Below are 13,064 nucleotides of genomic sequence, written 5' to 3' on the forward strand. Positions count from 1 at the left end.
AATGGATAGCATATTTTTTGGAGTGGGTTGCGACTTATAGCCAGAGTTGGTACAGTTCTTCCTCGCTGATTTCGAAGGGAACCTGTTCGCTGATAAAGTCGTTGATGGCTTCCAGGTGGCGGCTGTCTGCTATCTGCGGGTACTTTGCCGGGATAGACGTAAACGAATCGATAAACTCGCTTTTAGTGCTACTTTGCCGAATAATCCCTTTGATGTCTTCCAGCACATCCGGGATTGTACCATGTAACTCTTCTTCGTCATCCGTCTGTTGTAAAGCGGCTGCCGGAAATGGTTTCGGACTGAAGTGGACCTGTTCGCTTTCGATGGTGCTTACGCCTTCTTCTTCGGCGGAGCCGCCTAACAGTTCTTCGTACTCTTCCTCATTACGCCAGTTGAGGTTATCGTCTACCGGTTCGGCTTTTTCTTTGCTGGCAAAGAAGTTTGGGAACTGTCCCCTAAAATAAACCAGCCAGATGATGGCATAGTAGAGCAGCATAATAATTGCTGCAAACAGCAGGTACTGCTGCCAGGTGATTTGATGTAACATAACGCTTTGTTTTAAACCTGCTGCACCATTGCGGCAGGCGACGAAACAAAGGTTGGATTACAGCCATTTTTTTTATGGGAGTTAAAAAATGGGCAGTAATTTTGTCCATTACTATTTGAAAATCAAGACGTTAATAAAAAGCTATAAGTGTGAATGCTAATGTTCTTAAAAGCTAACATAAAAGGTTAATCCTCCGATTGTGAGAGGTTACGTTTAGCTTTACGTAAAGTTGTGGGCTTGATTGCATGGCTTTTTTCAATATGCCTATGTATAGCATCAGACATCATATCAATGAACCGGGTTTTACTGATAATCTTTCTATTTTTGACTTCCTCAAAACGCCGGGTATAACGTGTCAGGTCAATATTTAAAGAAGCACCCAGCCAGTACATTATATCTGCTAATTCTGCGTTGCCGTGGTTGATTTGGTCGGATACCCAAATGCCATAACCTAATTCGACGATATTGATCGGGTCGCCTGTCCATTTAAGCGGCTTTAATTTGCGGCCCGGACGGATAAAAATATTCTTTTGCGCTTCATTGGGCTGATTAAGAACCGCTTCTAATTGCAATTCAATCATTTCATAAGCCATAAATTTGGAGAATAAGTAATCACAACTGGTAGAAAATGATGGATCAATGTCAGGTATTTCAGGTACCAAGGCACTATCTGAAGTGATATTCCGCACAAAATAAAGAGTGTCCAACTCATCTGCGCCTAGCCGGTAATACTGGTATTGAAACTGATTTTGATTTAACGCACGCCGAATATATTTCAATTCTTCCAAGTAATAATTCCTTACCTGTTCCTCACTGCTGCGCGGTACATTAGTTATAATTTGATATACCTTCATTTCGAAAATCATCAAGCAATAAAATTTAGGCTTTATCTTTTTAAAAAAGTGGATTTCTTCTTTTTTGTCTTCAAAAGGATGAGTAAGTATGTACTCTTTTAATGTCTTTAATGCATTACGGATAACATTTAAAGACAAATCCATCTTCTTAAGTGGATCATTTTCATTACGGGCGATAACTTCAAGTTCGTCTTCAAGCTTCAAATACGCCTCATCAAAATAAGTAGTTGACATAGCTTTTGAGTATTAAGTAGATGGTACTTTGTTGGAGGGCTTATTTAGCACGTCCAGCAAACGTGTTTTTGTAAATACATTATTTATCAGCTATTTGCAGGGAAAACCAAATACAAAATGCTAATTTTATTAGCAAATATAATCTTACTTTTGTTTGCTTGTCAAGAGTGAATCAAGTGCTTCAAGCTGTCAACTGTTATATTTAATGTTTAATTGCTTAATTTATAGTTAATTGTGAATTTTAAACATAAGGAAGTATTTTACTAACATATTGTGTATCAAATTTTTGATTTGATATCTTTCGCTTTATGAGGCGTAATAAGTAAAACCACAAAGTATTCGCAAAAGCTAATCGTACTACATTCTTATAATTATGACACGTCGTAATCCAAATACCAAAATCGAATTTCAAGGTGTTCGTTATGTCCAAGGTGTTGTTCAAGATAACCATTGCATATTTGAGCCTTTTTCTAGAGAGAATGATCAAGGAAATGACTGCTTAATTGAGTTTGTAAAAGATGGCTTGGCAACCAATTATGGTGTATACGTACAAATCAAAAGTGGCACGTCTTATAAGGATAATAGCGGATATAAAATACCAACGGACCAAGCACATCTAAAATATTGGAATCAGGGAATAAATTTAACAATTGGGATTGTCTATGATCCAAAGTTAGAAAGGGCATTTTGGGTTAATATTACAGCTTATCTTAAACGGAATCCTCAGGTATTACAACAAAATCATCATGCCATCAGAATAGAAACCAGCAATGAATTTTCGTTGAGTTCGTTTGACTTTTTCATGCAGTATTGTATTGCTTACAAAGAAGAATACACTAATTATGAAAATTATGGGCGTAGTTTGGAATGGTTAGCTAATATGGACAATCCTAATATTTGCTATGAAGGGTTAAAATCTTTATACTCAAATCATAGGGGAAAAGAAGCCACCTGGTATTACATATTGTCAAGCTTTGCAGGAATTAAAGAGGAGGGTATCAGGAGAAATATTTTAGGACTGATTAGCAACTGTATTTACAATGCGGATGTGCTTTGGCATTCCTCAAATATGCAATACATGCCTACGAAGACAACAGAGGCGACTATGTCAAAATTGCTAACTAACATCTGGGATACCACGGAGATAAAGTTAAGCATCTCGTTTATGTTGCAGGGAATAAACAGAGGTAACTTCAGTTATCAAGTATTCTCCGTCATTAATTTAATTCAGAATATTCATCTTCTACTTAAGGAGATTGCTTTTCAGGCAAATCTTGATTCGGATTTTAGAAATTTCTGTTTTTGGTTGTACATGCAGATAGCTAAATTTCATTCTGTAGAAGAAACATTGAAAGTGGCGGATTTATACTTAAGTCTATATCCTTTTGCATATGAGGATGAAGCGTTGGTTGGTGTTAAGGAAAGCATTGAAATGGGATTGCTGGTACCGGTTGGCTGATATTCTTTTGTGCTCACAAAAAGCTTCAAAAGATGATAATTGTCAGATTGGTAGTTTGTTCAAAAGTCTTTTTTGAATCTGCCAATTAGGCAAATAGCGATTCATCAATAAGATGAAATTTTTGTTATGATGGCGTTCAATAAGATGCACTAACTCATGCACAACTATATACTCGATACAACCCAAAGGCTTTTTTGCTAACTCTATATTGAACCATAAATTTCGGTTTGTGGCGGCACAACTACCCCATTTTGTCTTCATAACCCTAATACCGAATTTAGGAACAGAAAGGCCCATTGCATGCGCAAATTGGTTTATAAGCTTGATTAACAATTTGCGTAATTCGCGGCGGTAAAAATTATACAACATCTCCCGCCTATTAGATTTTGAACAGGGCGAAGGTGTCAGCAATTCAATTTTAGAATGATGAATCAATACTTTATTAGATCTCGCTTCCGTCACTTGTAATAGGTACCGCTTGCCCAATAAGAAATGGCTCTCTCTGGTTATATACTCCTTTTCCTGCTCTCTTTCCTGATTAAGAATCTTCGCCCTTTCAGTTTTTATCCAAGGTAATTTTGTGGCTGTGTATATTTTAAGCTTGTCTAGGCTAATTTGCTGCGGCGCTGACAAAGTAACCCTGCCTAACGGGGGATGGACGCTTAAATGTACATTTTTGATGTCCTTAAAGCTTACCTCAACGTTTATATCGCCAATCTTTATCAAATCCATTATCGGTAATCTTCTTTATTCGCTTCAACAATCTGGAAGATTTCGTTCACTTTTTCTTTGTCTTTAACCACATCATATATCGCCTTTTTCAGCAAGTTTTGCTTGGGCAAGCTTTCTCTAAATCCGTTTTGCTTATGATATTGTATTGCATCCTCGCAAGCAAGTGTCTGTGGTTCATCCTCAAGAATATGGTAGATAGCCACTTTCCCTCTGGTATTAAGCGTCTTCGGCAAGTCTTTGCCACCACCCTTATTTACAGATGTTACTAACTCCACCATTTTCCGCAGATATTCCTGGTATTTAATTACGCCTCTCTTGCGTTCAGCAATCAATTCCAACAACAAAGCACTCATTTTTTCAAAATATTTAGGATCAAGTAAGTGCGCTTCGATAAGTTTACTGCGTACATTGTTTTCGATGGCTTCTGCAACAGCTTCCTGATTATGCTTAATGGATTCCGGCAAGCTTGCAATCGCTTTGTCTAAATCGGCCTCTATCAGTTGCAATAAGGATATATCATCAAAAGGAGAAACTTTATGCGCATCCTCTGCCTGAATATAATGATCGATTAGAAAACGCATGTCTGCTTCATAAGCTTTTAAATCAAGCGTCTCTCCACTGGCTATTCTTATTACCTCTCTTAAGTGCAGGTAAAATTCAAGGCGCTGATCAAAACGTTTTATCTGCTTTTCGTCATAACCGGCCAACAACATTTCTGATTTAATGCCGGTATAAGCCCTAACATATGCTACGATAACCTTGTATAATGCTACACGTTTATACTCATTGGCTTTAAGGTCGCTTTCTATTTCAGTATTGCCACAAAAATAGTGTATGTATTGGAGGTCTGTTTTAGGATTCTCGACGGCTTCACAAATGGCTTCTAACGTTTCTAAGGAGGTTTCTAAACGTTCACTGGCCATCTTCAGGCGATCCTTTAAAACAATTTCTACTTCTTCTTTGGTAAAACCTTCACTGTCTAATTCTGAAGTGTATAGATTAATCGATTCGGTAACATTACCAAACAATTCCATGTAATCCACAATATAGCCATAATCTTTATCGTCTGTATCTAAACGGTTTACACGGCAAATTGCTTGAAACAGGGTATGATCCTGCATTTTCTTATCAATATAAATGTAGGTGCAGGGAGGTGCGTCAAAACCGGTAAGAAGTTTTGATACCACAATAAGCAATTTCATACGAGCCGGCTCTTTGCGGAAGCGTTCCTTGCTATCTACCTCATAGCTTTCTGTCTTGGTTTTGTTTGCTTTGGGTATTACGTTTCTAAGCAGTTGCTCATATATCTTAAAAATAAATTCCCTATCCGTTTCTGTATTAGCGCCGGTATCTTCTTTGGTGATATCTCCGGTTTGCGGATTGTATGAAGTGATTAATGCGGATTTCCCTTTTAATTCAGTTTCCTGAAACAGCGCATAGTACTTACAAGCTTCGTAAATACTTGAAGCTACCAGTATAGCGTTACCCATTTGCGAGTTTAAGCGTGGCTTGGTATTGAAATCGAAAAGGATATCCTGAACGATCTTCTCCATGCGTGATTTGCTGCTAAGCACCCGTTGCATAGTGCCCCACTTTTTCTTCAGTTCGTTTTTTTGAAAATCATTCAGGCCCCAGGTCTTGGCTTCAAACCATTCATCTACCCGGCTTTGCGACGATAATTTTTGTTCAATATTCCGGCCCTCATACATCAAGTCTTTTACTACGCCATCTGCAACAGCCTCATTGAATTTATAAGTGTGTATATAGCGGCCAAACACGTCCATTGTGGTTTGCTTATCCTGCTTTAGCAGCGGTGTACCTGTAAAACCTATAAATACCGCACTGCCTAAAATAGCATGCATGGTTTCGTTTAGTTTGCCGCTTTGCGTTCTGTGGCATTCGTCAACAAAAACAAAAATTTCACCCTGCGTTTGTACCGGGTTCTCGCGCAGTTCTTTAATAAAAGTATTATAGTCAGCTTCGCCGGTGTTGCCAAACTTGTGTATAAGTGAGCAAATTAAACGGGGCTTAGTAGCTGTTAAGTGCTGCATCAAATCCTGACCTGACTGGGAGCGAACTATATCTTTTTCACCCACCTCTCTAAATACCCGTTCTATCTGTTCATCCAATTCGGTGCGGTCTGTAAGAATTACGATGCGGGAATTATCAATATTTTCGAGTATCCATTTGCCTAACAATACCATCATCAGGCTTTTTCCGCTGCCTTGCGTATGCCAGATTATTCCGCCCTCTCTGCGGCGGGCAAAATCCTGGGCAGCTTTCAGCGCATGGTACTGGTGCGGCCGGGGGAGTTTTTTTACACCTGCATCAAAGATTACGCTGTTATATAATAAATCAATAAACCGTTCTTTACTGCAAATCTTTTTCAGGTATTTATCAAGCTTGTAGCCTGTATTGTCGTCTTCGTCTTCCTTCCAGGCCAGGTAATACTTCTCCCCGGTTTCAATAGTGCCGTAGCGTAACCCCTGGGTGTTGTTGCCGGCAAAAATAAACTGAACGCTTGTATAAAATTGTTCATTAAAAGTTTCGCGCCAATTGCTTATACATTGCCGGATACTTTCGGCTATATCTACTGTACCGCGCTTTAACTCTATGACGCCAATGGCAATACCATTAATGTACAGAACTAAATCCGGGCGCCGCGTTTTGTTGCCATTGAGCGTTACCTCTTCGGCTATACCAAATTCGTTATTTAGCGGGTTTTGCCAGTCAATTGGATAAATACTTTCGTTTTGCTCTCCTAATTCTGTCTTTTCTGACACTCCATATCGCAGTTTGGAATAAAAAGCCTTGTTGCGGTCATACAAATTACCAGAGGATGTATGGGCCAGATCTGATAATACATTAATCGCTTTAGAAATTAATATATCAGCGTATCCCTGTTTTTGTAAGAAAGCTTTTAAATATTTCTCCTCAATATTACTGTTGCTTGTCCGCTCTTCCCAAATACCATAATATACATAGCCTAATTGCTTTGTGAACAAAGCGATGATGCGCTCTTGCGTTATACGTTCTATGGGATTTATGGCGGACATATTTAATCAAATAAAGTATCTAATTTAATAATAGCTTGCTGAATACGATCATCCGAAAAAACCGGACGCGTTAATTTATCTTTCCATTCCTTATCGGCCTTCAAAATTTGTTTTACAGCCGCTACGTTCACTATCTTCTTTTCATGTTTTAATTCTTCTACGGCCATATCTATTGTAGTCCATAATTCCAGATGGTCATTTTTCTCGAACTTAAACTGTTCTATCCACGTTATCGCATCATCGCCATACCATTCCTTAAAATAATGTAAGGCCTCTGCTGTGTTATCGCCAGGGACAAAACCATCATACTCTTTTCCCTTATAAACAGTTTTTTGAGATGCAATATATCTTTTGCTAAGGGCTATCTTCTCGGCACCACCATACCGGGTTTGTGGTTTGTAAGGGCCAGCAACTTTTTTTAAGTAACCTTCGGCCTGGTGCTTTTTGTAACGCTTTAACAAGTAAGAAACTTTGGTGTATTTAAACCGGGTTAAAGGGAAATTAGGAGAAGCAAAGCAATGGGCTAACGAAGCAATTAAAACAGCATCTTCAAAATGTTCATTGTGCTTTGGCGAGAGGACTTTGAGATTGTCAGTCGAATCTTTTAACCTTACTTTACCTGTAAGCAACTGCTGCATTACACCTTGCTTCAATTGTCGCGCTATTTGCTGCTTGCTTTCAAGTGCAGATATCTCTGAATCTATATTAGACAGGATTGTAGCAATATGGATTTGTTCATTAATTGAATTTGGAAATGAAATCTCTGTACTGTTGATAATTGAGGTGTTCAGATTCATTTGTGAACCTGTCTGCCCATTTTTTGACCAATCTAATTCAATGAATTTCAAATAGTTATAAAGAAAATCCTGATCGACTTTTAGATCTGTAAAAACGACGAAACCATCATGTATGCAAACATCCATCTTAGTAATAATTGGTTTTCCAATAGTAGCACATATACTCATAATCAGTGAATTGCTTTTAACAAAACGACTGTTTTTAACTCCTAAATCAGATAGTTTTTGCACTGTTTCTTTAAGATATTTAGCTGATTTTGTAACGTCTGATATACGAACCCATCCAATATTAGATTTATAATCAAACCAAACAGGGCTCTCAATTGGGCGGGGCGAAGCTCCCCGAGTGACTTTTGCAATTTCAGACAGTCTCTTTGTATACCAACCGTCCTTGTGAGTAAATAACTTTGTTATTGCACCATTTTTTATTAAACGCTTTTTTGCTATTAGCTTTTCAATGCTTTCTATCCACTTATCAACATTATCTAATGCTGTTGCAATTGCTTCCTGTTCAGATATTTGTGGAATGGATATTTGGAATGCTTTTAAATCATTTATGGATAGACCCATTACCGTGCTTCCACTACCTTTTTCTACAATTTTTGTGGCGATATTTTTATATGAGTAATAGAAATATCGCTTCGATACAGCTTTGTCTAAATAAATACATTTTAAGTCTTGATTGATAGATACATCAATATCATAAATAGCTATTTCACCCAATGCAATTCTGGTCGCTATTATAATTTCTCCTTTAGAGACAAGCCTTGTTGAGCTATTTTTTAATCCTTGATCAGTAATATACTCTTGTGTAGAAAGAGGAGTAAAAGACTTAAAATCTTTTACCGTTACCCAAGGAATAATGCCCCCCCAGTAGCTTTTTATGGCTCTTGGTGGAGTTCCTCCACCAAGAATTTTAACTGCTAAGGTACCTATACTTTTTACTTCCCAATCTTCAGGAATGAGCCCAATCTCCGTTTGCTTCATCTGGTTACTGCTCATTCTCTAATTCTTTTTCTAAATCATCAATACTGGGCAAGCTGCCAGCCAGTTCATTAGGCAGATAGCGGGTTAGTTCATATTCGGATATGCCGATTGGCTTTTGTATATCTTTTAAAGCATACTCTGCAAAAATTCTATCTTTTGTTTGGCATAGTATCAAGCCTATAGTTGGCTGGTCGTCTTTATGCCGCAGTAAATCGTCTATGGCAGAACAGTAAAAGTTCATTTTACCGGCATACTCCGGTTTAAATTCACCCTTCTTCAGTTCTATCACAATATAGCAGCGCAGTTTTAAATGATAAAAAAGCAAATCAATATAAAAATCGCGGTTAGATATAGTTACCTGGTATTGCCTACCTACAAATGCAAACCCATTGCCCAGCTCCAGTAAGAATTTTTCCATGTGGCTTACCAAGCCGGCTTCCAGTTCACGTTCATTAAATGTTTCGGTCAGGGTAAGAAAGTCAAATGTGTAGGGGTCTTTTAAGGTTTCCTGCGCTAAATCAGATTGGAGGGTTGGCAATGTGCTTCCAAAGTTGTTCGTGGCATTGCCCTGCTTAACCATCAAATTCTGTTTTATTTTTTGTGTCAGCAATTCTCTGCCCCATCCGTTCTTTAAACTTTCTGCCGCGTACCATGCTCGGGTGCCGGCATCCTTCAGATGCTGTAGCAAAACAATATTATGCCCCCAGGGTAATTTTGCAACAGCCTGTTGCAAAATTGCATCATCCGGGTACGCTTTAGCAAATTGTACCATATAACCCAGGTTCCTTTCTGAAAAACCTTTTACGTCAGACAGTTCGTTTTTGATATCTCTGGCAATTTTGGGTATAACCGCATTTCCCCAGCCTTCATTCTGCTGGCGGCTAACAATCATTTTCCCAATATCATGGTACATGAATATCAGTTCGGTATTTATAGCTACAGCAGCTTTTACCTGCCCTTGCCTGATACGCGCTTTGATATCGCCAATTAAGGATTCGTATAATTTTAGTTCCATACAAAGCCCATTTCCGATAAATGATTTTTCACCTTTGCCTCAAAATCAAGTGCAGCCTTTTCCAGTTGTGGCAGTGTTTCTTCATAACGTGAGGCAAGTTCCTTAATGCGTTGGGTCAGATTTTGGCTGATTTTATCCTGTAACTGGTGTAGGGCCATTTGCAGCTGGCTTTCCCACTTATCGTGTATTACCAGCTTTTTTATTTCGTCTTCACTTAACCGAGGATACAAATCAATAACCGACTTTTCAATAGTCCCCTTGGCTATTTTAATAAGGTTTGCTATATTTTTGATAGCCTCATTTAAATTAATGTAGTTTTCAATTACCGCAATTTCTTCCTGAGGCGCTTTTTCTTTCTTCTTTTGCTTTAACAGATTTTTTACGGTTGACAGGTTTACTTTCTCCAAATCACCAAAAACTGTACTTTCTAATTCGTTCTCCTGTTCCGATTCTTCCAACTGCGTTTTGTACGCTTCAATTTCAGCCTCAAAGGTTGTTATCCTTTCCCATTCCTCTTGAAAATATATTTTTATAAGCAGGTCAGGGCTAATCATTCTGCCTACTATCCCTTCAAGCCCTTCAATTATCTTATCCTTAGCCGCTTTGCCGTCCTTTCCCTTTTTACCCTTTATAATGGTTCTTTCCCACTCATTACCGGCTGTCCAGCCATCTAAAGCAACGCTATACACATCATCCTGCATTGCCTCGCTCCAGTACTGCATTAATTGCTGATAAACATCATATTTGTCTATCAACGGATTATCAGCAAACCATTGTAATAACGATTCGCTCATATTTGCAAGTACTTCTTTTGGGTGAATGCCCGGTTGCAGATTTTTCCACTGCTTACTTTGTTCCGCTATCCAGGAATCGAATAGGGTTTGTAACGTAGCGTTAAATGAAATAAACTCGGGGTGTTCAAATATGCTCTTTTTTATATCGGCAACCGGGATATTAAGCTGAAGATAGCCGGGACGTAGCGGAGAGAATAAATGGTTTTTCAACGCCGGATACACCAGCCAATATTTTTGTAAAGCATCTACATCAGTTGCAGGAATGCCGCCCTGTAAATGGGCTGTTATATCCTGAATATCTTCTGCTTCCTGCGTATCAATATATCTCGGAATATTTAAGTTGTAGTCATTCTTCGGGTCAGCTATATCAGTCATCGGCACAATGCGGCTGTATCCGGGCAGTTCTTCCATATTACTGAAAACATCAGTTATCTTGCGAATATCCTGCTCCCGAAGCCGGTTTTTATTGCCGTCCTTAATAAAGCCCTTACTGGCATCAATCATAAAAATGCTTTCACGGCCGGAAGCATGTTCCTTGTCCAAGATGATGATACATGCCGGTATACCCGTGCCATAAAATAAATTTGCAGGTAAACCGATAATGCCTTTAATAAGTCCTTTATTTAAGATGTTTTTACGAATTTCACCTTCGGCATTACCCCGGAACAACACGCCATGCGGTAAAACAACTGCTGCTTTCCCTGTAGATTTTAGAGAGGTAATAATATGTAGCAGAAATGAATAATCGCCGTTCTTTTCAGGCGGCACGCCCAAATCAAACCGGCCATATATATCGCTGTCAGTAGAAACCCCGTTACCCCAGTTAGACAGGGAGAACGGCGGGTTTGCCACAATATAATCAAACCGTTGCAATTCTCCATTTTGGAGGTAAGCGGGTTTACTCAATGTATTGTCAGCTATAATCTTAGCAGTTTCGGCCCCGTGCAAAATCATGTTCATGAGTGCAAGGTTGGCTGTCGCTGTTTCCTTTTCCTGGCCGTACAACTCAATATTTTTACCGGCTTCATGCATCACCTTTAGCAACAGCGACCCCGATCCGCACGTAGGGTCGTAGGCCTGGGTTTGCATACTGGAATTCCGCTGATTAATGCCAATTACTTTAGCCAGTACCCGGCTCACCTCAGCAGGGGTATAGAACTGCCCTTTAGATTTACCCGACTCCGTTGCAAAATGGCGCATTAAAAACTCATAAGCATCCCCTAAAATATCGTCGCCCTCGGCACTGTTGCCAGAAAAATTTAATTTGGGGTCATTAAATATTAGAACCAGGTTACTCAGGGTGTCTACAAGGTCTTTATCTTTCCCTAGCTTATTTTCGTCGTTAAAATCGGGGAAATCAGTTAATTTATTGGCTTCTTTGATAGGATTGAGAATTTTCTTATTGATATGGTCTCCGATGCCAGGCTTGCCTACCAATGATACCATATCATCAAAGCTCGCACCTTCCGGAACGGAGATTGCACCAAATGGCTGGTCTTTATATTTGTCAGATATATACTTTACAAAAAGTAACGTCAGAACGTAGTCTTTGTATTGAGAAGCGTCCATACCGCCACGCAACTCATCACAACTAGCCCATAATGAACTGTATAATTCGGATTTTTTTATAGCCATCTACTTATAAGGGAAAACTTTGGCTAAAAATATTAAAAAACAAGGGGTGTTAAGTTAACAAATTTCGCTTAGTTTTTTTATTTTAGAAACTTATGCAATCTGCTTATATAGAAGGAACTACTCAAAAGGTTTTGGCTATCAATGCTGACACATTAAATGGTGATAAGTTCGTTTGTACAGGATGTGGAAGCACTATGTATCTTAAAAACGGGATGGTGAGAGTGGCTCATTTTGCACATGCCCCAGATAGCTATTGCGCGTTTAATAGAAGTGAATCGGAAGAGCAGGTACTCTATAAAAACTCAATTTATAATGCGTTAAAGGAACGTTACGCCCCCAAGAGTGCCGTAGTTGACTTGGAATATACGGGATTTTTTGGCTGTCGGCCAGATGTGTTTATTATCGGCAAAAAAAGTAAAATAGCCATTGAAGTGCTAGTAGATGCTACAGATGTCAGAGACATCATTAACAGATCAGAATCATATTTTGAAGTAAATGTAGGTGTAATATGGGTATTGCCTTATGACTCGGCACGAATGATTGTTGGCGAGTTTAAGATGAAGGAACATGAAAAGTTGTTATATTTTATGAATAACAAAAGGCTGGTTTTCTGGAATCGTAGCAAATCAGCCTTTGCGGTTGCCGAATTTTCGCCTTTATATAGTGAGGGCTCAGAATTTTACGATAAAGATCAGGGTTCTATGGTTTATTATTCTGGTAAGCGGTTAAGGAGCACTTTTCAAATCAAGCGCATTTTTAATGATGTTTACTTGGAGAACTTTAAGCGCTGGGTGTCGTCAAAAAGGTTTGAAATGAAAACTTATAAATATCCGCTTCCAAAATCTATACTGTGGAAGTATCAATCTGAGAAAAGTAAACAATAAAGGAATAGTGAATTTATTATTATTAAAGGGCCAGCCGTTTCATGTTAATAATTGTGAACTTATTAATATG

The 13,064-nt window shown here is 38.7% G+C and carries 9 protein-coding genes; 2 read left to right on the forward strand and 7 right to left on the reverse strand.

The window, feature by feature from the left end:
- Window positions 1-34: 34 nt before the first annotated feature.
- Window positions 35-547 carry a hypothetical protein gene (locus tag ACY652_RS08195; protein ID WP_462267719.1) on the reverse strand — a complete coding sequence of 171 codons (513 nt, stop codon included), beginning with the start codon at window positions 545-547 and terminating at the stop codon, window positions 35-37.
- 185 nt (window positions 548-732) lie between these two features.
- Window positions 733-1,635 carry an RteC domain-containing protein gene (locus ACY652_RS08200; RefSeq protein ID WP_462267721.1) on the reverse strand — a complete coding sequence of 301 codons (903 nt, stop codon included), beginning with the start codon at window positions 1,633-1,635 and terminating at the stop codon, window positions 733-735.
- A 373-nt stretch (window positions 1,636-2,008) separates the two neighbouring features.
- Here ACY652_RS08200 and ACY652_RS08205 point away from each other — a divergent pair, with 373 nt between their 5' ends.
- Window positions 2,009-3,094, forward strand: coding sequence for a DUF4365 domain-containing protein (locus ACY652_RS08205; protein ID WP_462267723.1), 1,086 nt, complete (start codon window positions 2,009-2,011; stop codon window positions 3,092-3,094).
- A 42-nt stretch (window positions 3,095-3,136) separates the two neighbouring features.
- On the opposite strand, the gene ACY652_RS08210 is transcribed toward ACY652_RS08205, so the two are convergent.
- The 5 genes from ACY652_RS08210 to ACY652_RS08230 are packed head-to-tail and all read right to left on the reverse strand — an operon-like array spanning window position 3,137 to window position 12,110.
- On the reverse strand, window positions 3,137-3,826 hold the full coding sequence (locus tag ACY652_RS08210; RefSeq protein ID WP_462267725.1) for a M48 family metallopeptidase: 690 nt from the start codon (window positions 3,824-3,826) through the stop codon (window positions 3,137-3,139).
- Window positions 3,826-6,882 carry a type I restriction endonuclease subunit R gene (locus ACY652_RS08215; protein ID WP_462267727.1) on the reverse strand — a complete coding sequence of 1,019 codons (3,057 nt, stop codon included), beginning with the start codon at window positions 6,880-6,882 and terminating at the stop codon, window positions 3,826-3,828. The genes ACY652_RS08210 and ACY652_RS08215 overlap by 1 nt, the downstream gene beginning before the upstream one ends.
- A gap of 2 nt (window positions 6,883-6,884) precedes the next feature.
- Window positions 6,885-8,681, reverse strand: a complete 1,797-nt coding sequence (locus ACY652_RS08220) for a restriction endonuclease subunit S (RefSeq protein WP_462267729.1) — start codon at window positions 8,679-8,681, stop codon at window positions 6,885-6,887.
- Window positions 8,671-9,681 carry a PDDEXK nuclease domain-containing protein gene (locus ACY652_RS08225; protein WP_462267731.1) on the reverse strand — a complete coding sequence of 337 codons (1,011 nt, stop codon included), beginning with the start codon at window positions 9,679-9,681 and terminating at the stop codon, window positions 8,671-8,673. The genes ACY652_RS08220 and ACY652_RS08225 overlap by 11 nt, the downstream gene beginning before the upstream one ends.
- Window positions 9,672-12,110, reverse strand: coding sequence for a type I restriction-modification system subunit M (locus ACY652_RS08230; RefSeq protein WP_462267733.1), 2,439 nt, complete (start codon window positions 12,108-12,110; stop codon window positions 9,672-9,674). Before ACY652_RS08230 ends, ACY652_RS08225 begins: the two co-directional genes overlap by 10 nt.
- A gap of 92 nt (window positions 12,111-12,202) precedes the next feature.
- Between ACY652_RS08230 and ACY652_RS08235 the strand changes: the two genes are divergently transcribed.
- Window positions 12,203-12,994 carry a competence protein CoiA family protein gene (locus ACY652_RS08235; RefSeq protein ID WP_462267735.1) on the forward strand — a complete coding sequence of 264 codons (792 nt, stop codon included), beginning with the start codon at window positions 12,203-12,205 and terminating at the stop codon, window positions 12,992-12,994.
- Window positions 12,995-13,064: the final 70 nt, after the last annotated feature.

Source organism: Mucilaginibacter sp., from assembly GCF_965200995.1.
GTDB lineage: Bacteria > Bacteroidota > Bacteroidia > Sphingobacteriales > Sphingobacteriaceae > Mucilaginibacter.